General features: G+C 48.5%; 18 protein-coding genes. 15 read left to right on the top strand and 3 right to left on the bottom strand.

The features are described from left to right. The first annotated feature begins 194 nt into the window (after positions 1-194). From Q7C19_RS14825 to ligA, 7 genes are all read left to right on the top strand, one after another. On the top strand, positions 195-1,934 hold the full coding sequence (locus tag Q7C19_RS14825; protein ID WP_375092389.1) for an adenine deaminase C-terminal domain-containing protein: 1,740 nt from the start codon (positions 195-197) through the stop codon (positions 1,932-1,934). A gap of 68 nt (positions 1,935-2,002) precedes the next feature. Beyond that, entirely contained in the window at positions 2,003-2,317 is a 315-nt protein-coding gene (locus tag Q7C19_RS14820) for a YerC/YecD family TrpR-related protein (protein WP_023467078.1), read from the top strand. Between the two features lie 37 nt (positions 2,318-2,354). After that, complete coding sequence (locus Q7C19_RS14815; RefSeq protein ID WP_056063401.1) at positions 2,355-3,734, top strand: TrkH family potassium uptake protein; 1,380 nt, start codon at positions 2,355-2,357, stop codon at positions 3,732-3,734. Positions 3,735-3,746: 12 nt separating this feature from the next. Beyond that, positions 3,747-3,971 carry a hypothetical protein gene (locus tag Q7C19_RS14810; protein WP_290754217.1) on the top strand — a complete coding sequence of 75 codons (225 nt, stop codon included), beginning with the start codon at positions 3,747-3,749 and terminating at the stop codon, positions 3,969-3,971. Between the two features lie 74 nt (positions 3,972-4,045). Next, a complete protein-coding gene (gene pcrB / locus Q7C19_RS14805; RefSeq protein WP_035412748.1) occupies positions 4,046-4,729 on the top strand; it encodes a heptaprenylglyceryl phosphate synthase in 684 nt (227 codons plus the stop codon). 45 nt (positions 4,730-4,774) lie between these two features. Then, positions 4,775-7,000, top strand: a complete 2,226-nt coding sequence (gene pcrA, locus Q7C19_RS14800; protein WP_375092388.1) for a DNA helicase PcrA — start codon at positions 4,775-4,777, stop codon at positions 6,998-7,000. Positions 7,001-7,014: 14 nt separating this feature from the next. Then, complete coding sequence (gene ligA, locus Q7C19_RS14795; RefSeq protein WP_375092387.1) at positions 7,015-9,009, top strand: NAD-dependent DNA ligase LigA; 1,995 nt, start codon at positions 7,015-7,017, stop codon at positions 9,007-9,009. A 70-nt stretch (positions 9,010-9,079) separates the two neighbouring features. On the opposite strand, the gene Q7C19_RS14790 is transcribed toward ligA, so the two are convergent. Then, a complete protein-coding gene (locus Q7C19_RS14790) occupies positions 9,080-9,661 on the bottom strand; it encodes a class D sortase (protein WP_056063411.1) in 582 nt (193 codons plus the stop codon). 134 nt (positions 9,662-9,795) lie between these two features. Between Q7C19_RS14790 and Q7C19_RS14785 the strand changes: the two genes are divergently transcribed. From Q7C19_RS14785 to Q7C19_RS14775, 3 genes are all read left to right on the top strand, one after another. Beyond that, entirely contained in the window at positions 9,796-10,974 is a 1,179-nt protein-coding gene (locus tag Q7C19_RS14785) for a CamS family sex pheromone protein (protein ID WP_056063414.1), read from the top strand. Between the two features lie 260 nt (positions 10,975-11,234). Then, positions 11,235-12,089, top strand: coding sequence for a MurR/RpiR family transcriptional regulator (locus tag Q7C19_RS14780; protein WP_214856368.1), 855 nt, complete (start codon positions 11,235-11,237; stop codon positions 12,087-12,089). A 13-nt stretch (positions 12,090-12,102) separates the two neighbouring features. Continuing rightward, positions 12,103-13,278, top strand: coding sequence for a M20 metallopeptidase family protein (locus tag Q7C19_RS14775; RefSeq protein WP_308102343.1), 1,176 nt, complete (start codon positions 12,103-12,105; stop codon positions 13,276-13,278). Positions 13,279-13,333: 55 nt separating this feature from the next. On the opposite strand, the gene Q7C19_RS14770 is transcribed toward Q7C19_RS14775, so the two are convergent. Further along, a complete protein-coding gene (locus Q7C19_RS14770; protein WP_290754208.1) occupies positions 13,334-13,528 on the bottom strand; it encodes a YwbE family protein in 195 nt (64 codons plus the stop codon). 195 nt (positions 13,529-13,723) lie between these two features. On the opposite strand from Q7C19_RS14770, the gene Q7C19_RS14765 reads away from it, so the two are divergent. From Q7C19_RS14765 to glsA, 3 genes are all read left to right on the top strand, one after another. Next, positions 13,724-14,581, top strand: coding sequence for a DnaJ C-terminal domain-containing protein (locus Q7C19_RS14765; RefSeq protein WP_035412324.1), 858 nt, complete (start codon positions 13,724-13,726; stop codon positions 14,579-14,581). Positions 14,582-14,587: 6 nt separating this feature from the next. Continuing rightward, a complete protein-coding gene (gene clpB / locus Q7C19_RS14760; RefSeq protein ID WP_290754206.1) occupies positions 14,588-17,164 on the top strand; it encodes an ATP-dependent chaperone ClpB in 2,577 nt (858 codons plus the stop codon). A gap of 127 nt (positions 17,165-17,291) precedes the next feature. Then, on the top strand, positions 17,292-18,224 hold the full coding sequence (gene glsA / locus Q7C19_RS14755; RefSeq protein WP_035412330.1) for a glutaminase A: 933 nt from the start codon (positions 17,292-17,294) through the stop codon (positions 18,222-18,224). On the opposite strand, the gene Q7C19_RS14750 is transcribed toward glsA, so the two are convergent. After that, positions 18,215-19,003: a CHAD domain-containing protein gene (locus Q7C19_RS14750; protein WP_375092386.1), complete on the bottom strand. Its 789-nt coding sequence runs from the start codon at positions 19,001-19,003 to the stop codon at positions 18,215-18,217. The two genes, glsA and Q7C19_RS14750, sit on opposite strands and share 10 nt — an antisense overlap. Positions 19,004-19,095: 92 nt before the next feature. Between Q7C19_RS14750 and Q7C19_RS14745 the strand changes: the two genes are divergently transcribed. After that, positions 19,096-20,451 carry an MATE family efflux transporter gene (locus tag Q7C19_RS14745; RefSeq protein ID WP_290754199.1) on the top strand — a complete coding sequence of 452 codons (1,356 nt, stop codon included), beginning with the start codon at positions 19,096-19,098 and terminating at the stop codon, positions 20,449-20,451. Further along, positions 20,448-23,006, top strand: a complete 2,559-nt coding sequence (gene mprF / locus Q7C19_RS14740; protein WP_375092385.1) for a bifunctional lysylphosphatidylglycerol flippase/synthetase MprF — start codon at positions 20,448-20,450, stop codon at positions 23,004-23,006. The genes Q7C19_RS14745 and mprF overlap by 4 nt, the downstream gene beginning before the upstream one ends. Positions 23,007-23,165 lie beyond the last annotated feature (159 nt).

Raw genomic sequence — 23,165 nt, 5'->3', positions numbered from 1 at the left:
CTCGACAGAGTCTCGTCTGGTTTTTTTATTTCTTGGCGAAGTGCACGAAAAGATTTGTCTTCCATGGCGAATTTGTGTTATTTTGACCAAATGAATCCGGAACGGGGCAAAACTTCTTGAAACTTACTTAGCAACATTTTAGTATAAGAACTATAAGAAAGCGTTTTCAATAAAATAAAGGAGGTCGAGCTTTCGTGAAAAAAAATTGTGGAAGATCCCCTTGGACGAAATCTGAAGTACGAACACACCAAGCGGTCATCAGCGGAAAGCTTGCACCGACACTTGTCATACAGAATGCTACGTACCTAAATCATGGTGTCAAAGCATGGCGGACGGCGAACATCTGGATCAGTGGCGACCGGATCGTCTATGTCGGTCCAGAGATGCCGGAACAAGCCGATGCCTACCATGATGCGACAGGTCAATATATCGTACCCGGTTACATTGAACCTCATGCCCATCCGTTTCAACTTTATAATCCAGCGAGTCTTGCAAAATTCGCAGCAGAGCGAGGAACATCGACCCTCGTCAACGACAACATGTTGTTATTATTAGAGCCGACGGAGCAAGCGTTTGCTCAAGTCGAGGCGCTAGCGGACTTACCGACCTCGATGTACTGGTGGGCACGACTCGACGCGCAGACCGAGCTTGATGCCGATAGTATCTCGATCGATAATCGCCGGATTCAAGCATGGCTTAAACATCCACAAGTCATCCAAGCGGGTGAGTTGACGGGATGGCCACGTCTCTCGCAAGGGGACGATGAACTGCTCCACTGGATGCAGGATGCGATCAAACTTGGAAAACCAATCGAAGGTCATTTCCCTGGTGCTTCAACGAAGACGCTGACAAAGATGGCGCTGTATGGTGTGACGAGTGATCACGAGGCAATGACGGTCGAAGAAGCGATGACACGTCTTGAACTTGGTTATACGACGACGATTCGTTATTCATCGATTCGTCCGGATCTACCGGATATCTTTAAGGGGCTTGTCGAAGCGGGATTGACGCAGTTCGATAAGGTACTAGTGACAACAGATGGTTCGACACCGTCCTTTTATAAAGCGGGTATGATGGATGAGACGATCCGACTGATGCTCGAGGCAGGCATTCCGGTCGAAGAAGCATACCGGATTGCGTCATACAATGCAGCACGTCATTTTAATCTCGATCATCTACTCGGAAGTATCGCGCCAGGACGGATTGCACATCTCAATTTCCTTGAGGCAAAAGATGCTCCGACACCTGTCGCTGTACTTGCACGCGGCATATGGGTCCGTCAAGCCGACATTCCATGTTACCCAGCCGAAGCGCTTGATGCTGCTTATGCCCTTATGCCACAATCAGAAGTCCAGATTTCCTTAACGGAGCAGGATTTTTCATTCAGCATGCCGGTTGGTCTTGAAATGGTCAATTCCGTCATCATGAAGCTCTATCAAGTCGAGCATGACACGAGTGTACCTATGCTACCAGCAGGTTGCGATGAATCCTTCCTGATGCTACTGGACCGCGAAGGGAAGTGGCGTTTGAATACCGTCTTGAAGAACTTTGCGACACAAGTCGGAGGTCTCGTCAGTTCGTACTCGATTAGTGGTGATATTTTGATGATCGGTAAATCAAAACGAGATATGCAAGTCGCGTTTGAGCGGATGAAAACATTTGGCGGTGGAATCGTTCTCGTCGAAGACGGAGAAGTCATCGCTGAAGTTCCATTGACCTTAATGGGGCAGACGTCCGACTTACCACTCGAGGATTTGATCGTTCAAGAAACCGCTTTACGGGAGGCATTATTTGCCCGTGGATATGCCTTTGAAGATCCGGTCTATACGTTGCTATTCCTAGCGTCTACACATCTACCATATGTGCGAATCACACCACAAGGTATTTACGAAGTCCTTCGGAAAAAAGTCCTTTTCCCGGCGATTTTGCGATGACGCTTGAATTTTAAAACGTCGCGCTTTAAACTATTAAAGAGCAATTGAATGGGAAAGGGAGTCACAAGATGCAACTCGATAAATTGCGTGGAAAAGAATTAGATCAGTTATTTACAGCCATCATGAAGATGGATTCATTAGAAGATTGTTATACGTTGTTCGAAGACTTAGCGACCGTCAACGAAATCCAGGCGCTCGCCCAACGTCTGGAAGTCGCACGTCAATTACGTGAAGGCAATACGTATCACAAAATCGAAAAGGCGACCGGTGCTTCAACAGCAACGATTTCGCGTGTCAAACGTTGCTTGAACTACGGTTCGGGCGGTTATGATCTGGCGCTTGCCCGCCTAGGTCTTATCGAGCAAGAAGTAGCGGATAACTAATGTTATCCGCTACTTCTATGAAGGGGGGCGTGTTACATTGGATTTTGCGTTACAACAAAGAATTCAACATTTCATTCGTAAGCTGACGCCTATCCAGTCGCTCGTCATCATCTACTTCGTTGCTGTCATCATTGGGATCATTCTGCTCGGCTTACCGTGGTCGACGAAAGGAAATTACGACTGGGACTTCACGGACCTTGTCTTCATGGCGGTCAGTTGTGTTAGTGTCACCGGTCTGACAACGGTCTCGGTTTCGGATACCTTTACGACGTTCGGGTACTTCATGATCATGATTTTAGTACAAGTCAGCGGGATCGGCTTGATGTCGCTTCATATCGCGATGTGGGTCATCCTCGGAAAACGAATTGGCTTCCGGGAGCGTCAGCTCGTCGTCCGAGATCAGAACCAGACGACGATGCAAGGTGTCGTCAAATACATTCGGGAAGTCATCTTGATCATCGTCTCGATTGAATTGATTGGTGCTTTGATTCTCGGGCTGTACTACACAAAGTATTTTCCGACGCTCGGAGAAGCGATGCTTCAAGGGTTGTTCGGATCGGTCAGTGCGACGACGAACGCCGGTTTTGATATCACGGGAGAATCGTTACTGCCGTTTCGCGGGGATTTGTTCGTCGTCTTCATGCAAATTCTGCTTTTGACGCTCGGCGCGATCGGTTTTCCGGTACTCGTTGAAGTCCGACGTTATATTTCCTACCGGGCGACACGTCAAGCGACACGTCAACCGTATCATTTTTCACTGTTCACGAAATTGACGGCGTCGACGTTCTTCATTCTCGTTCTCTTTGGAATGGTAGCACTACTACTATTCGAATGGAACCAATCCTTTAAAGGCTTACCAATCGATGAGAAGCTCGTCGACGCCTTGTTCCAATCCGTTACGACTCGTAACGGTGGATTGACGACGATCGATATCACGTCCTTCTCACAAGCCTCGATTTTTGTCTTGTCGCTCTTAATGTTCATCGGAGCGTCACCGTCTTCCGTTGGTGGGGGGATTCGAACGACGACGTTCGCCGTCGCTGTCTTGAGTGTCATCGCCTTCATACGAGGGGAATATGGTATCAAAATCTTCGGTCGTGAGATTGGTCAATCGGATATTTGGAAAGCCTTTGTCGTCATCGTCGTCTCGACTGGCGTGACGATGGTTGGATTGATCGTCTTGTTGATCGTTGAGGACGCGCCGTTCCTGGTGCTGTTCTTTGAAGCGTGTTCAGCGTTCGGTACGACCGGTCTATCGCTCGGCATCACGGATCAATTATCGGATATCGGAAAATGGACGTTGTCTGTGCTGATGTTCATTGGTCGAATCGGTGTCATCTCGTTCGTTCTTCTGTTGAAAGCGAACCAACCGAAACGTAACTACAACTATCCGAAGGAATCCGTCATTATCGGATAAGGAGGCTCTTGTATGAAACGTGCCTTTTGGATCAACTTCGCGTATATCTTTGCTGTGCCTGTCTTACCGTTTTTGGCGCTCGTCAATGGGCGAGCGCTCTGTTCGCCAGATTCACCGTTACTGGACGTTCCGGTACTCGGCTTCTTTTTGGCAGAACCGTGGGCATTCGTGCCGGTATATGCCGTCTTTGCGTTGTTACTGGCGTCAGTGTTGACGAAACGACGGACACACGTCTGACCATCTCGCTCTGCGCGAGATGGTTTTTTGTTTTATACTGAATGTGGAATTAGAAAGAGAGGATGGGACGAACCGTGTTATTACCTTTTAATGAATGGCGACATGTCTTTAAACTAGATCCAGCAAAACCAATTGATGATGCTAGCCTACAGGCGATTGCGACGTCCGGAACGGATGCGATTCTTGTCGGTGGAACAGATGACATCACACTCGATGCAACGCTTGATCTCTTAATGCGTTTGCGACGATATCCAGTCGCGGTGGCACTTGAGATTTCAGAACTCGAAGCCGCAACGATGGGATTCGATACGTATTTGACGCCGACGGTCCTGAATGCGGGAACATTAGAGTATGTCGTCGAAAAACAGGTCGAGGCATTAGAACAAGTCGGTCATATGCTGGCGCACGCTGATCTTGTCGGGGAAGGGTATATCGTCCTGAATCCTGATGCGAAGGTCGCGCGTGTGACACAAGCAAAGCCGTTAACGTTGGATGAAACCGTCGCTTACGCACAACTTGCGGATAGCGTCTTCCGCTTACCGGTCGTCTATCTCGAATACAGTGGCGTTTACGGGGAACCGGAACGAGTAGCAGCCGTTCGCGATGTGTTGAAGCAGGCACGCCTGTTTTACGGCGGCGGCATCGACTCCGAGGAGCGGGCGCGTGAGATGTTGCAGTATGCGGATACGATTGTCGTTGGGAACGTCATTTATGAGGATTTAAAAGCAGCGCTTGCGACCGTCGCAGCGACACGATAAAATATAGGAACAAAAGTTCGGAATATAAGAAATGAGGCTATTGATATGTTTAATTTGAGTGAACAGCTCGTCAGTGGACTAAACCCTGAGCAAGCAAGAGCAGTCAAGCATACGGAAGGTCCACTGCTGATCATGGCAGGAGCCGGTTCCGGGAAGACACGCGTCCTGACACACCGGGTCGCTTATTTGATGGCGGCTAAACAAGTCGCGCCGTGGAACATCCTTGCGATTACGTTCACGAACAAGGCAGCGCGGGAAATGCGGGACCGGATTGGTCGTTTGGTCGGTGGTGTCGCAAACGATATTTGGGTCTCGACCTTCCACTCGATGTGTGTCCGGATGTTACGTCGCGACATCGATCAGCTTGGATACGATCGCAACTTCACGATCCTTGATTCAAGTGATCAGCAATCGGCGATCAAGCTCGTCTTAAAGGAACAAAACTTGGACCCTAAAAAATGGGATCCGCGATCGATGCTGACGATCATCTCGTCACAGAAAAATGAATTACGCAGTGCTGAATTCTACGCCTCGATCGTGACGAGTCCGTATGAGAAGACCGTTGCTGAAATCTATAAAGGATACGAAGCGGTCCTACGCCGGAACAACGCGCTCGACTTTGATGATCTAATCGGAAAAACGACAGAGTTATTCAAGAAGAGTCCGGATGTCCTTGCGTACTATCAGAAGAAGTTTCGCTACATTCATGTTGATGAGTATCAAGATACGAACAAAGCTCAGTATGATCTCGTCAATCTGTTAGCTTCGGGACATCAGAATCTCTGTGTCGTTGGGGACTCGGATCAGTCGATTTACCGCTGGCGTGGTGCTGACATTGCGAACATCCTCTCGTTCGAAGAGGATTATCCGAATGCAGCCGTCATTCTACTCGAGCAAAACTACCGTTCCTCGAAACGAATTTTGGAAGCGGCCAACCATGTCATCCAAAACAACTCAACACGTAAAGATAAGAAACTTTGGACGGATAACGACGAAGGCGAGAAGCTGATCGTTCATACGGCAGAGAACGAGCGGGAAGAAGCATTTTATATCGTCCAAGAAATTCGGAATTCACTTCGCTACGGGATGAAACTGAGTGATATCGCGATTTTATACCGGACGAACGCACAATCGCGTGCGATCGAGGAAACACTTCTCAAATCGAACGTTCCGTACAAAATGATTGGCGGCACGAAGTTCTACGATCGTAAAGAAATCAAAGACGTGCTCGCTTATCTCCGTTTAATTTCGAATCCGGACGAAGACCTGTCCTTCGCGCGAATCGTCAATGAACCAAAACGCGGTATCGGCGCGACGACAATTGATAAGCTGCGTGATTTCGCCGATTTACAAGGCGTGTCACTGATGGAAGCGATTCGCGATATCGAATTGTCGAGTATCGCACCAAAAACGGCAGCGAAATTGACGGATTTCCGGACGATGATTCTCGGACTCAGTCAAATGCAAGAATTCATCAGTCTTTCAGAACTGGTTGAAGAAGTGCTTGAGAAATCGGGCTATCGTCAAGTGCTGAAGGAAGATAAGACGCTTGAAGCACAGAGTCGTCTTGAGAACATCAACGAGTTTATCACCGTTGCACAGAACTTTGAGAAGGAGACGGCAAAAGCCGATCCGGAAGACCGGACGATCATCGCCTTCTTGACTGACTTGACACTCGTCGCCGATGTCGATTCACTCGACGAGAAGGATCCGGAAGAACAAGTCACGTTGATGACACTCCACTCGGCAAAAGGACTCGAGTTTCCAGTCGTTTTCTTGATTGGGATGGAGGAAGGTTTGTTCCCGCATAGCCGTTCGCTTCAAGATGAAGACGAGATGGAAGAAGAACGTCGCCTCGCGTATGTCGGGATCACACGTGCTGAGAAACGTCTTTACTTGTCACATGCGCGGATGCGCTCCCTGTACGGACGAACGAACGCAAACCAAGAATCAAGGTTCCTAGCGGAGCTGCCGGAAGTCGTCATCGAGCGGACCGGTAAAAAAGCGAAGCCACTCCCATGGGAAGATCGCCCTGTCCCACAAGGCAAAGCGGTCATCGGTCGTTCAATCAGTAAACCGACAGCGATGAAGACGTCAGGTGCGGAAACGCTCGGTTGGTCGGTCGGAGATAAGGCAGAGCATGGGAAATGGGGACTCGGTACAGTCGTCCAGACTCGGGGTGAAGGAGATAATCTTGAAATCGATATCGCATTCCCAGCAGTCGGAATCAAACGATTGCTCGCAAAATTCGCACCGATTAAAAAGGTATGACGGGAGGTCCACAGATGGATGCAAGCCAGCGTATAGATGAGATTCGTCAAACATTGAACCGATATAGCTACGAATATTATGTACTGGATCAACCAACGGTACCAGATGCGACGTACGATCAATTGCTTCGTGAACTGACGGAGCTAGAAACAGCGCACCCGGAACTGATCACGCCAGACTCGCCAACGCAGCGCGTCGGTGCAGCACCGCTTGAAGCCTTCGAGAAGGTGACGCATGATCTACCGATGCTGTCGCTCGGAAACGTCTTTGATGAGACAGAAATTCGCGAATGGGTCGCTCGGATTGAGCGATCGCTCGGACGTTCGACAACTTATGTCGCCGAACTGAAATTCGATGGACTTGCCATCTCACTGAAATACGAAGACGGTCGATTCGTTCGTGGGGCGACGCGGGGTGATGGAACAGTCGGCGAAAACATCACGCAGAATCTACGGACAATCAAAGCCTTACCGCTTCGTCTGCAGGCAGAAGAGACGGTCGAAGTTCGCGGTGAAGCCTATATGCCGAAACAATCGTTCGAACGATTGAATGAAGACCGGGCAAGCCGGGAAGAGACGTTGTTTGCGAATCCACGTAACGCGGCAGCAGGTAGTCTGCGTCAGTTGGATTCGTCGATCACGGCGTCGCGTAATCTGTCGTTGTTCGTGTATGGCGTCGGCGTCAATACGTTGACGGCTCGTTCACATAGCGAAGCGATGGCGCAACTCGCTTCACTTGGCTTACCGACCAATCAACATATGCAGACGTGTGAGACGGTCGAAGAGATTCTTTCCTACATCGCACATTGGACAGAAGCACGTGCGAGCCTGCCATATGAGATCGACGGAATCGTTCTGAAAGTCGATCGATACGATGATCAGGAAGAGCTCGGCTTCACAGCAAAAAGTCCCCGCTTCGCGACAGCCTATAAGTTTGCGGCGGAAGAAGTCATGACGACAGTCGAAGACGTTGATTTCAGTGTCGGTCGGACCGGGAAAGTGACGCCGCGTGCCCGTTTTGCACCGGTCGTCGTTGCAGGATCGACGGTGACGTATGCAACACTGCATAACGCTGATTTCATCGCCGAAAAAGATATCCGCCTTCAAGATTCGGTCATCATCAAAAAAGCGGGAGATGTCATCCCGGCAGTCGTACAAGTCGTCACGGCAGAGCGAACGGGAGAAGAGACACCAATCGTCTTCCCGACCCATTGTCCGGCCTGTCAATCGGAACTCGTCCGTCTCGAAGGCGAAGTCGACATCCGCTGTGTCAGTCCGGAATGTCCAGCGCAATTGATGGAAGGTATCATTCACTTCGTTTCGCGTCAAGCGATGAACATCGATGGTCTCGGTGAAAAAGTCGTCCGTCAATTGTATGACCATGAAGCAATCCGGACGATTGCCGATTTATATCGACTCGATCGCGACGAGTTGTTGACGTTCGACCGAATGGGTGAGACGTCCGTCGATAAATTACTTGCGGCGATCGAAGCCTCGAAGCAGAACTCAGTCGAACGTCTCTTGTTTGGTCTCGGAATTCGACTCGTCGGTCAAAAAGCGGCGTATCTCTTAGCGGAACGTTTTGATTCGTTAGCAGGGATTGCGGCAGCTAGCTACGAGGAGATCGTCGCGATCGATGGTATCGGTGGGAAAATCGCGGACTCCATCGTAAAGTACTTCGAGCACCCAGAAGCACAAGCATTGATTCGTGATTTGGAACAACTCGGTGTTAATCAACAGTTCCTTGGTGAACGAGTTGATCAGACGAATGCACCGCTCGGTGGAAAAACGATCGTCTTGACGGGAACACTCGAAAGCCTAAAACGGTCAGAGGCAGGGAAGCGTCTTGAAGCACTTGGTGCCGATGTGACGGGAAGCGTCAGTAAAAAGACAGACGTGCTCGTCGCAGGAGAAAAGGCAGGTTCTAAGCTGACGAAAGCAGAATCGCTCGGCATCGAAATTTGGGATGAAGCGCGTCTGTTAGAAGAATTAGCCAAACACGAGGCTTAAGACCACTGCTATATGAACTAAATAAAGGAAGGCGGGATTCCGCCTTCCTTTATTCGTATTGATCCAATTGTCACGAAGCAATCGTCTCGCTTCGAATCAAAGTACCTTGTTTGATGAGACGATTCGTTGCCGTTTCCGGTGGATCGCAAGTGATCAACGTAATCGTCGGAGAGGCGACGGATTGATCAAGAACGGACAACGTCGTCGGTGTGACGAGACGACTTGACGTGATCCGGTACGTATACCGATGTGTTTTCGTCGTGACGATAACGGTATCGCCTTTCTTGACGTCAGGTAGACGATTGAAGTGAAGACCTTCTGTGAAGCTTCGGTGTCCGGCGAGCGCATAATTGCCTTTTCCAGGCGATCCGGTTTTCGGAATATGACCGATACTTCGATCGAGGACTGCTGTCGTCGACCCCTCTAAGATGACTTGTTCAAAATCAATGCTTGGTATCGAGAGTAATCCGACACCTGATTTTGCAAGAGGTTGTTTGGTTTCTTTTGCATCGACGATTTTTAGACTGTTGGTCCATTGTTTCTTTAAATGTTCAGCTTCTTGTTCGCGCTGATAATCACTGATGAAGGGCCAAACGATGAGAGCGATGCCTGCTAACAAAAAAAGCAGACCGATGAATTTACGGCGTGTCATGATAAAAAGTCCTTTCGGATGCGTGAGGGCGCATCATCTTTTTTGAAAAACAGGGGAAAACTTGTCCTTCCCCGATGGAAAACGATTCTGTTATGATAAAGAGAACGATTTGAAAACATGGGGTGCAAATAGAGATGAACTATAAAAAAGCAGTAGCGTTGACGTTATCGAGCACGTTATTTTTGGGTGCTTGTTCGTTCGACCTTTCGCCAAGTAGCGATACAAAAGAAGTCATTACTGAAAGTGAACAAGGTAAGGAAGTCCAAGCCGTCGTCAGTCCAGCCATTGATACGACGGATTCGTATTACCGGACGGTCTTACCGTTTCGTCCAAGCGTCGCACGTGGAATGACACAAAAGCGTGTCAGTTCGCGTCTTGAACTCGATGAAATCGAAACAGGATTGATGCGTCATTCGACACAATTTTTTGATCCGGAAAAATACTATTACCAAGAAGGTCAGTTACTCGAAGCCGACCAAATCGCAAAATGGTTGTTACGAAAAGGGAAAGCAGGCGATGGCGTCAGCGATCCTGAAGGTTTAAACCCAGCCTACACGTCAGGTAAGTCATATAAAGAAAAAAATCAAAAGTCACCTATGATTCTATCGCATATCTTAGAGCAAGACTACATGCTTGAAGAAGATAAGAAGCTTGAACTCGGTGGTACATCAATCGCTCTCGTCTTAAATAGTGAGTATGTTTTCCAAGATGAAAACTATGGACCGACCTATACCGTTAAACTTGATGAAAAGAAAGTCGTTGCTGAAGGGAAGCGGATGGCAAACGATTTAGTCAAGAAAATGCGTAAGACGCAGGGTATGAAGACGACACCGATTCACGTCGCCCTCTACCTCCAGGAAAAAGAAGGTTCACCGGTTTCCGGTCATTATCTCTCGTCTGCATTCATCGGTCGCGGGAATCAAATCAGCGCGAATGATTGGAAGAACTACAATGAACGCTATTACTACTACCCGTCAGCACGTGCAACGAATGATGTTCGTGATGATGCGGCGAAATTTGATTTATTCAAAGACCGTCTAGAAGACTACTTCCCGAACTACACCGGTATGATGGGGGAAGGCTTCTATCAAGAAGATGAACTTAAAAAGCTTGAAATGAAGATTCCCGTTCAATTTTACGGAAAAGCAGAACTCGTCGCATTCGTTCAGTACGTGACGTACCTGCTTGAGAATCGCTGGGAATATAATCGAAACATTCCGACGACGATCACTGTGACGAACTTGAACGGTGATACGGAAGCGATGCTATTCCTCGATCCGGATACAAAAAAACCAATCGTCAAGATTCGTTGATTTCTCCATTTACTTTATAAAGCGACATTCCTTATTTAGCGGAATGTCGCTTTTTTGTATGACGAACGCTTGAAGATAGAAGTATATGAGTATGAAAGGAAGGGTATGGAAGAAGAATGATATTTTGTTTCACTTTCCCATTTTTTAGATTTACGAAAGTCAGTAGGAGAGAGCATAATGGAAGAAGAACAGTTCTATAAACGGGGACGGCGCGATGAATCGCCAGTTCTTTTAAAGAAGATGATAAAGGAGAGATCTAGATGAATGGCGGTATCTATTCACAAATCGGAGCAGTTCGAGAAGAACTACCATCGTCCTCACGAAAAGTCGCAGACTACGTCTTGACGCATATGAACCAAATTGCGCGCATGACGATCCACCAACTCGCAGAGGAGTCGGATACAAGTGCTGCTGCAGTCGTTCGCTTTTGCCGTGCACTCGGATTAAAGGGATATCCAGAGCTGCGGATGCGGATTTCGGCTGATACGGCACGCACGGATTTAAAAGGATATCATGATATCGAAAAGGATGAACGTCCGGTCGACTTGATTGAAAAAACGCTTAGTAACAGTATTCAAGCGTTGCAGGATACAGCGAAGCAGTTAAATGATGATTGGATTGCAGAAGCGATCGGCGTTATCGACCAAGCACGTGCAATCTATTTTTACGGAATCGGGGCGTCACATGTCGTAGCGGAAGACGCTGCTCAAAAATGGACGCGTGTCGGGAAACTAGCGATTCAAGAAACGGATCAGCATCTACTTGCGACGATCTTAGCGAATGCACGCCCAGAAGATGTCTTTTTTGCGATTTCCTACAGTGGTGAGACAGAAGAAGTCGTCGAGTTGATTCGCTTGGCGAAAATCCAAGGGTTAAAGGTTATTAGTCTGACGCGTTTTGGGGACAATCGGATCAGCCAACTAGCAGATATTGCGCTTTGGACTTCGCGCGCACCGGAAGCACCGCTTCGTAGCGCGGCACTCAGTTCACGACTGGCTCAACTGTTTGCGATTGACGTCTTATTCTTGTCCTATGCTGCGGGACACTATGAAGATACACTCGAACGTCTCCAATTTACGCGGGAGAGCGTTAAGACACTGCATCAAAAAAAATAAGGGGGATACATACATGTCAGAACGAACTGCCGGACTAGACGCGTTGTATCCGGAAATGGTGGAGCGTCGTCGTTATCTCCATCAGCACCCGGAGTTATCGTTTCAAGAAGTCGAGACACCGCGTTATATCGCGCAACATTTAAAAACGCTCGGAATCGAAGTTAAGACAGGAGTGGGTGGACGTGGTGTCGTCGGGTACATTCGTGGAGGAAAACCAGGGAAGACCGTCGCGTTACGTGCCGACTTCGATGCTTTACCGATTGCTGACGGAAAAAAGGTCGCGTATCGATCGACAGTTCCGGGCGTGATGCATGCGTGCGGTCATGACGGTCATACGGCGACGTTGCTTGCCGTCGCAAAGACGCTCATGCAACAGCGGGAATCGTTACCGGGGAATGTCGTCTTGATTCATCAACATGCGGAGGAAGTCGTCCCGGGTGGTGCGCGAGATATGATTGCCGACGGTTGTCTTGAAGGGGTCGATGTCATCTTCGGAACGCATCTTTGGTCAACGATTGATCAAGGACACGTCGGTATTCGAACCGGTCCGATCATGGCAGCAGCTGATAAGTTCGAGCTGATCTTATATGGAAAAGGTGGGCACGGTGCGAAGCCACACGAGACGATTGATGCTGTCTTACTTGGGGCAACGATCGTCAAGGAATTACAATCGATCGTCAGTCGTCAACTTAATCCGCTAGAGCCGGCAGTCGTGACCATCGGAACGTTGCATGCGGGGAATACGTTTAATGTCATCGCAGATCAAGCGACATTAACAGGAACGGTCCGAACGTTTAATGAAGCGACAGCGGACGAAATCATTGAGCGGATGGAGCAGACGATCAAAGGAATCTGTCAGGCGGTCGGAGCGACGTATCAATTTACATACGAAAAAGGGTATCCAGCTGTCGTCAACCATGCGGTACCCACCGTATTGATCGAATCCGTCGCACGAGAAATCTTAGGAGACAAGCATGTATTTGAAATCGAACCGACGATGGGCGGCGAGGACTTCGCGTATTATCTGCAACACGTACCCGGTGCGTTCTTCTTTACAGGAGCCGGGGACGCTTCGTATCCACCGCATCATCATCCCCAGTTTGATTTTAAAGAGCCAGCGATGCTTGACGCAGCGCGTATTCTGGTCGAAGCAACGTGGCGGTATTTAGAACAAACTGCTGAAGCATGAAAAAATCGCTCGTCTTGACTCCGAAAAGGAATCAGGGCGAGCGATTATTGTCTTTTTAACTTAAAATTTCTTGAACACGACCAACTTGTCCGTCTTCTAATCGCACTTTGATCCCGTGCGGATGCTGCGGTGATTTCGTGAGAAGGTCTTTAACGATTCCTTCTGTTCGTTTACCTGTTCGTTGATCTTGTTTCAACACGATGCTGACTTTAAGACCAGGTGTGATATTTTTACGTGTTTTACCGTCCATCTGTAGATCCTCCCATCGTTCATTTCCTGTTTGGCTATCAGTATAACATGGTTCAGCCGGTGAAACTTGTTTGTCGCAAGGACGTAAAGTGAAAAGAGAACAGAATGTCAGAAAAAAGTTTGACTATATTTGACCAATTAAGATGTGACTTTTATAATTAAGGTAATGAAGTATAGGAAAAGGAAGTGAACTCGAATGGCAAAAGACTATTATCAAACACTCGGTGTCGCAAAGGATGCATCGAATCAAGATATCAAGCGCGCGTACCGCAAACTGGCGAAGCAATATCACCCAGACGTCAACAAGGAGGCGAGTGCGGACCAGCGCTTCAAGGATATCCAAGAAGCCTTCGATGTGCTTGGGGATGAGGAGAAACGAGCCCAGTACGATCGATACGGCAGTAACTTCGACCGGATGGCAGGTGCTGGAGCTGGGGGCGCTGGAGATTATGAAGATCTGTTCCGACAGTTCGGAGGTGGTGGACGGACACGACCTGGACAATCGTTCGGATTTGAAGACATGTTCGGTTCGTTCTTTAGTCAGGAAGAAGTGTCGACCGATGAAGAGCTTGAATTGACGGTTCCACTCAGTCATCTCAGTACGAATGAAAAAGTCACGGTGCGTCTTGCGACTGGTTCGATTCAGTTGACGCTACCGAAAGATGTCTATGACGGCAAAAAAGTCCGCTTACGTGGAAAAAGTTCGATGCGTAACCGACAAGGTGTCGCGGGAGATGTTTACGTGACGATTCACCTGAAGGATGACGATCAGTTCCGACGGGTCGACCAAGACGTCATCTCGACCGTCCGCGTTCATCCGACGACACTTGTACTTGGAGGAGAAGTCGTCGCAGATACACTTGAAGGAAAACGAATTAAACTGAAAGTCAAACCGGGCACAAAACCAGGAGCACGACTTCGGATTCCAAATCGTGGTCTGAGTCAAGCGAATGGTCATCGTGGGGCATTACTCGTCCAACTCGAAGTCAAGTTACCTGAGATGGACCGCGCCTTTTATGAAGAGTGGGAACGTCAACTTGCAGTGAAGGAGTGATCAAGGATGGATTTTGAACGTTTAACGGATCGGGCACATGAGGGAATCGTCTCTGCCCAAGCGATTGCGAAACAACGTCGTCATAGTGAAATCACAGAGTGGCATTTGTTACTTGCCTTACTTGCTCAAGAAGAGGGAATTGCACGGGTCATTTTTGAAAAGTTGAATCAACGGATTGAGACATTGAATGCAGCGATTGACGAAGCGATTGGTAAGCTTCCGGCTTTGTCCCAGGCGACGACGCCTCGGATCGGTAGCTCGTTGCTGAACGTGTTGACGGAAGCAGAAACGGAAGCGCGACTCATGCAGGATGACTACGTCTCCGTTGAGCATTTATTATTAGCCCTGATCAAACAATCAAGTCCAGCAGCTCAATATTTACGTCGTCAAGGCATTACGGAAGAGACACTTCGGGAAGCGATCGTCAGTATGCGAGGCAATCGCAAGGTCACGACGAAAAATCCCGAAGAGACGTTTGATGTGCTGAAAAAATATGGACGCGATCTCGTAGCGGATTTCCGGTCCGGGAAAACGGATCCAGTCATCGGTCGTGACGATGAAATTCGACGTGTCATCCGGATTTTAAGTCGGAAGACTAAAAATAATCCCGTCTTAATCGGAGAACCTGGTGTCGGGAAAACGGCAATCGTTGAAGGACTCGCGCAACGGATCGTCCGAGGAGATGTACCCGAGAGTCTCAAAAACAAGCAGTTGTTCAGTTTAGACATGAGTGCGCTCGTCGCTGGTGCAAAATACCGTGGTGAGTTCGAAGAGCGCCTGCAGGCGGTCTTGAATGAAGTCAAGGAAGCCGAAGGACAGATTCTCTTATTCATCGATGAGCTGCATACGATCGTTGGTGCCGGAAAGACGGACGGCGCAATGGATGCCGGAAACATGCTCAAGCCGATGCTTGCGCGAGGAGAATTGCACTGTATCGGTGCGACGACGCTTGACGAGTACCGGAAGTATATCGAAAAGGACCCAGCGCTCGAACGTCGCTTCCAACAAGTCCTCGTCGCGGAACCGGATGTCGAGGATACGATTTCTATTCTGCGTGGATTAAAGGAACGGTTCGAGATTCACCACGGTGTGCGGATTCATGACAATGCACTCGTCGCGGCGGCGATGTTATCCGATCGGTATATTACGGATCGGTTCATGCCAGATAAAGCGATTGATCTCGTCGATGAAGCATGTGCGATGATTCGGACGGATATGGAGTCGATGCCGGCTGAACTCGATTCCCTCGTCCGCCGGGTCATGCAGCTCGAGATCGAGGAAGCAGCATTAAAGAAAGAGACGGATGAAGCATCCCGGAAACGACTTGCCGTCTTACAGCAAGAACTCAGTTCTGCCCGAGAAGATGAGAGTGCGCTTCGGACAAGATGGGAACGGGAAAAAGAGAGTTCGCAAAGTGTCCAACAGTTACGCGCGGATCTTGAGAAAGCGAAACTGGCGTTACAAGAAGCCGAGGGGCGCTATGACTTAAACCGGGCATCAGAAATCAAGTACGGTCAAATTCCAGACCTTGAAGCGCGTCTGAAAGTCGCGGAAGAATCATCTGAACACGTCTCCCACGAACTGGTTCGGGAAGCGGTGACGGAAGAAGAGATCTCCGACATCGTCTCGAAATGGACCGGCATTCCAGTGACGCGGCTTGCGCAGGGCGAACGGGAAAAGCTACTCTATCTCGAGGATACGCTTCATGAGCGTGTCTTCGGTCAAGACGAAGCGGTTCGTCTCGTCGCGGATGCTGTCATTCGAGCGCGAGCAGGTATCAAGGATCCGAATCGTCCGATTGGCTCGTTCTTGTTCCTCGGTCCGACAGGAGTCGGGAAGACAGAACTTGCAAAAGCCTTGGCGGCAGCGATGTTTGATAGTGAAGATCATATCGTCCGCATCGATATGTCGGAGTATATGGAAAAACACAATGTCTCCCGTCTCGTCGGTGCGCCTCCAGGATACGTTGGTTATGAAGAAGGCGGTCAATTGACGGAAGCCGTCCGACGGAGCCCGTATTCGGTTCTTCTATTCGATGAGATCGAAAAAGCGCACGGAGATGTCTTCAATATCTTGCTTCAGTTGCTCGACGATGGTCGGTTAACAGATGCGCAAGGACGTGTCGTCGACTTCAAGAACACGATCGTCATCATGACATCAAACATCGGTGCGCCCATCTTGCTTGAAGCAGCAAAAGATGGTGTCATCGATGCGGCGGAAGAAGAAGCCGTTCGCCAAGAACTGAAGCGTCACTTCCGACCGGAATTTTTAAACCGGATTGATGATACGATTTTGTTCCATCCACTCCACCGGACAGAGATCGAACGAATCATCGACAAAGCGGTCGAGAAGATGACTTCTCGCTTGTCTGGACGCGGCATTACGATTAATGTCACGGATGCTGCGAAGACGCTGATCTTTGAAGAAGCATTCGAACCGCAATACGGCGCGCGTCCAATCAACCGTTATATGCAACGGACGATTGAGACGAAGCTTGCCCGAGCTTTGATCAGTGGGGCGATTCAAGATGGTTCCCAGATTGCGATCGATGTAGCAGACGGTGAACTAGTCGTAAACGGATAAAGCAGATGCTAGAAAAAGGAGTCGACTCGGCTGAAACGAGTCGACTCCTTTTAGCGTTTACGGAAGAACCATATCCGCATCCACCAGATGCGTGATAAGCTAGAAAAAAAGAGAAAGAGGGAACGCCATGAATGTTACACAAGCCCAACTCGAGGAGTTGATTGAGGAGTGTCGTCCGTATACGGTGCTTGGACAAGTCGCAAGTTACATCCCAGAGCTTGCGAAAGTTGATCCGACCCAACTTGGTATCGCTGTCTGTAATGCCGACGGGACGTTCGTTTCGGCAGGTGATGCGGACACGATGTTTACATTACAGAGTGTGTCGAAGATCATTACACTGGCATTCGTCCTCGAGACATTCGGAGAAGATTATGTCTTTTCGAAAGTTGGGATGGAACCGACGGGTGATGCGTTCAATTCGATTGCGAAACTTGAAGAGACGATTCCGACAAAACCGCTCAATCCAATGATCAATGCAGGAGCACTAGCAGTGACCAGCATGTTGCCGGGAACGGATGCTGCGGATAAATTACTGCAATTGCGTCAATTCATCGCAAAACTATTGGATATTAAAGTAGAAATGGTAAAATATGACGCAGATGTCGCTGAATCAGAATTCGAAACGACAGATTTGAACCGAGCGTTGCTCTACTTCATGCGCTATCACGGCGTCATCGAAGGCAACGTCGAAGAGATCATCGACGTCTACACGAAACAATGTGCGATTTTGACGAACTGTAAAGGACTTGCCATGATGGGGAAAATTTTAAGTACATCTGGAAAAACGCCATCCGGGCGTCAAGTCATCTCGCGTCGTAACGCACGAATCATCCGGGCCATCATGACGACATGTGGCATGTATGATGCATCTGGAGAATTTTCTGTCCAAGTCGGACTTCCTGGAAAAAGTGGTGTTTCCGGTGCGGTCGTTGCCTGTGGTAGAAGTGATTTCGATATGGCTGATCTCGGAATCGGTGTGTTTGGTCCTTCCCTTGACGCGAAAGGCAATTCGATTGCCGGAACAAAGATGCTTGAACTACTTGTTCAACGTCACCCGTGAGCGATCTCAACTTGATCGAGTGCGTTACGCAGTTCATCCTCTAAGCGTTTGATCTGATGCAAGCGCTCTGCTTGATAAGCAGTCGGAACCTCGAATGACCGCCATCTTTCCAGTCGCTGATACGTGTCATTGATATGTCCGAGTTGCGTCTGGGTAGTTTTTAGACGATCGACAGCGGACTTCGGTTGATTCGTATAGGGACGCAAGTACTCGACCGTATAGCGGTACGCTTTCGTCGCAAGCCGCAACTCATGCATCCGTTCGATACGTTTTGGACCATCCTTTCGTTGTACTTTTTCAAATTGTTCACGTTTTTTCTCATAGCGTTTCTCCGCGGCATGAATCAGTTCTTTTTCTGACATCCGCTTGAGGCGTTTTGTCATCGGACTCGCTAAAAATCGACGGACGGATCGATCTAGTTCATTTGAGATCAAGAGATGCATCGTCTCAATCAAGGTCGAACGTTTTCCTTGGAGTTGTAAGGCGACATGGTTTGCGAACAATTGGTCGATTTCATTTTTTTTCGAAGTCGCTTCGAGCTGTACGTCGAGATCGCGCACTTCACCGAAGGCGTGCATCAGACGCTTCCAAATCAAATAGACGGGTTCTTCCGTCAACTCGACCAATCGAGCGAACGTGATCAGTTTCCGCAAACGAATCCGGGCTTGATGGATATCTTCCGGATTTTCAAACGTTTGTGATTCTTTGGCATAATGATTGAAGGTAGACCAGGTCTCGAGTAGTTCAAAAGTTAGCTTTTCAGTATCTCGATGGTTCATGAGATGAATCCCTCCTTGGATTGATTTCGTAAGAGTTCAAGAATGATGCGTTTTAAAATTAAGGAGGACTCCTCCTGAAATGTGGTGGAAACATGTTAGAAACAGTTACGTTCTCAGGAAAGATGAAACAATTCATGAAAATCTTCTTTCCAATTCTCGTAACGCAAGTCGCGTTTTATTTAATCAGTTTTTTTGATACGGTCATGGCCGGTCGATATGGCTCTGCTGATTTAGCAGGAGTCGGTGTCGGAGCGAGTCTATGGGCACCTGTTTACACAGGATTGACCGGTATTCTACTTGCCGTCGCGCCGCTCGTTTCCCAAGCGATGGGAGCGAAACGCGAGCGGGAAGTCAAACGGATCGTCATGCAGGCGTTGTACGTCGCTGTCGTGATCATCGGTTTGACAGTCGTCATCGGACTTCTCGCTGTCAATCCGATTCTCGAGCGGATGGAGTTATCGGTAGAAGCGCGCGAAGTCGCGCGGAACTATCTCGTTATGCTAGCGCTCGGCATCGTGCCGATGTTCGTTTTCTTCGTCTTACGAACACTCATCGATTCATTAGGAAAATCGAACATTACGATGGTCTTACTACTAATCTCTTTACCCATTAACGTCCTTTTCAATTATCTATTCATTTTCGGAAACTTCGGTTTTCCGGAACTCGGTGGTGTCGGTGCGGGAGTTGCGACTGCCATCACGTACTGGATTCTTTGTCTAGCAATCATCGCTGTCGTCATGAAAGGAGAGCTGTTCCAGCGTCTTGGTGTTCTCCGACGTTTTTACCGTCCGGACATGAAGCGGATCAAGGAGTTGATTCTACTCGGTGCGCCGATCGGTCTCGCGATTTTTTCAGAAGTCAGTATTTTTTCAGCCGTCACCTTGTTGCTTGGAGCGTATGGCGACGTCATCATCGGTGCCTATCAGGCTGCCATCAACTTCGCCTCGTTCGTCTATATGATCCCGTTGTCCGCTGCGTCCGCATTGACAATCACAGTCGGTTTCGAGGTCGGTGCTAAACGGATCAAGGATGCGGTTCAGTATGTTGGCATCGGGTTGACGATGTGTGTTGCGGTTTCCGTGTTTTCCGGTATCCTGTTGTACTTAAAGAATGAAGAACTCGCAGCGTTATATAGTCGAGACCCAAAAGTCATCGAAGCAGCTGCACACTTTATGATTCTCGCGATTTTCTTCCAATTGTCAGATGCCGTCGCTGCACCAACGCAAGGTGCACTACGTGGGTTCAAGGACGTCAACGTCACCTTCTTATTGACGATCGTAGCCTACTGGGTCATTGGACTACCATTAGGTTTTTATCTTGAACGCTACACAGCACTTGGACCAGATGGATACTGGTGGGGATTGATCATCGGTCTTGCGGTCGGAGCGACACTATTGCTTGTTCGTCTTATGTACTTAATCCGTAAATCAAGGAGGCTGGCATCTTGAAATTCTCAAAACAACGGCTCATGACGATTGCGAAGATCATCTTGCCGATCGTCTTGATCGGATTCATTTTTTATCAAGGACAAAATGAATTACGCAGTTTGTCTCTAAAGGAATCAATTCAAGCGATCCGCCAAGTACCATCTTGGCAGTTCATCCTGTTGATTCTCGCAGGTCTCGTGGCAGTCTCGACGATGTTCTTTTATGACTTCTTTTTGTTGCGCTCGCTAGAAGCAAAAGCACCAGTCGGATTGATTTTCCGAGCGTCCTGGATTGCGAACTCCTTTAATGGCATCATCGGTTTCGGAGGTCTCGCAGGGATGGCCATCCGGTCCGCCCTGTATCGACCATTCGTTGAAGGCGGACGCCTGTTAAAAGCGATTGGTTGGATGGCGCCGACATTGATTAGCGGTTTGTCAATCTTATCGACATTATCCCTCTTGCACATCTTCCCAGCGTTTGAAGTGCTTGAAATGAAGAAATGGTTATGGCCTGTCATCATCGGTGTTGCCTTATTCTTCCCGCTCTATCTATTGTTCTCGTTTCGACGTGGGAACAGCAGCATTCATCCGAAATCGATTGCCTTATACTCCGTTGTATCGTTTGCGGAATGGTTTAGTGCCGGTGTCGTCGTCTATCTCATTTTGGCAGCACTCGGAACAGACGTCAGTTTTGCAAAAGTGATCGGTGTCTTCATCATCGCTGCGACAGCCGGTTTGATTTCGATGGTACCCGGCGGATTCGGTTCATTCGACTTAGTCTTTTTGATCGGTATGCAGCGTGCCGGAGTCGAGGAAGGCATCGTCTTGACGGGATTATTGATTTATCGTCTCGTTTATTACTTGATTCCCTTCTTAATCGGTGTCGTCTTCTCGGCTCGAGAGTTTAGTGGTCCAGTCGTCAAGATGATCGAAGATAAACCCATTGTTGGTCCGTCGGTTGAGGTCGGGGGTGTCATTTGGCGCTTGCAATTGCGATTCCTCAGTAAAATTCGTCACTTCACCTTAGCGTTGATTACGCTTGTCGCGGGTATCACGATCTGGGGGCTAGCGATTTTGCCACCGGTCTCGACACAATATGAATATCTGGAATCTAAATTGCCCCATGAAGCGTTGTTGCTCGCAAACAGTTTCTTTTTGATGGGCGGACTATTATTTGTCCTCTTATCGACGGCGCTCTATCGTCGAACGAAGCGTTCCTTGTATATGATGTATGGCGCATCGTTCTTCGCGCTGGTCGGGATGGCACTTCGTGGATTTAACTTGATTTCCTTCCTTGCCGTCGTCGTCGTCCTCGGATTGTTACTGATGTCTCGTAACGCGTTTCATCGGGAACGGACACTGATTACGACGTCGCGTTTCATCCGGGTTGCGTTCGTTGGTCTGTTGTACATTGGCGGGTTCGTCTTTTTCGGATACGCTTTTTATACACTCGGGTCAGCAGACGGAACAGAAGTGTATCCGTCGCATGAGATTTTCATGTTTGCCGCGAGCTCATCCATCTTTGCGCTCGTTTATGGATTAGTTTTCATACGCTTGTTTAACACCTTTAATCAACCGGTGCTCGGGGAGCGGTTCGATGCTGAAAAAATCGAAACGGTATTACGTGAACAGGGTGGCAATTATTTGAGCCATTTGGCGTTTCTCGGAGATAAGCGCTTCTTCTTTTCCGAAACAGGTCGTTCGTTCATTCAGTTCAGTCAGACTGGTAATCGGATCATGGTACTCGGTGATCCAAGTGGAGATCCAAAGGAGCATTCACAAGTCATCGCCTCCTTCCTGCGCCGTGTCGAAGATCTCGGATACATTCCGAACATCTATCAGATTCAAGCACAAAACATGTCGCTGTATCATGATTTCGGCTTCAACTTCTTCAAACTCGGCGAAGAAGCGATCGTCGATATTCCGTCTTTCACCGTATCAGGAAAAAAACGAGCTGGACTTCGCTCGATTAAAAATCGCTTTGAACGAGAAGGTATGACGTTTGAAGTGATCGAGCCACCTTTTTCGGATACATTGTTAGCAGAACTGCAAGAGGTCTCGGATGAATGGTTAGGTGGGAAGTCTGAAAAAGGCTTCTCACTCGGTTACTTCCACAAACCTTACTTAAATCGAGCACCAATCGGCATCATGCGTGAAGCGGAAGGACGGTTGATCGGATTCATGACGTTCATGCCTGCTTACCAAGAGGGGGTCCTATCGATTGACTTGATGCGTTTTCGACCGGACGGACCGAACGGGATCATGGATGCGATGTTCATTCGGCTATTCGAATATGCGAAAGAAGAAGGCTACCGGACATTCAACATGGGAATGGCGCCACTCTCGTCCGTCGGCGAGGATGAAACGTCCTTCTGGCAAGAACGTGTGGCGGCAGATGTCTTCAATAATATTCGTTACATGTATAGTTTCACGGGTCTACGACGATACAAAGAAAAATACGATCCAAAATGGGAAGGGCGCTACCTTGCTTATCGAAAGCGGCAATCGTTACCGATAGCAATCTTAAAAGCGACGCGTCTGATTTCTCGAAAGAAAGACCGAATTTTATTACCCTGATCGACTGACGCATGAAGATGGCAGTAGACGGGTATACAAAGGGCGACCCTTTGTCTAATGACAAACGGGATCGCCCTTTTGCAATTTCAGTTCAAATGTATAAAGGTCTATACAACTAGAAATAATCACGTTATACTAAATACGAAAGCAAGTCATGGA

Origin of the sequence: Exiguobacterium sp. PHA03 (assembly GCF_041945985.1) — a bacterium.
Lineage (GTDB): Bacteria > Bacillota > Bacilli > Exiguobacteriales > Exiguobacteriaceae > Exiguobacterium_A.
This window is presented reverse-complemented; position numbering and strand designations above follow the sequence as displayed.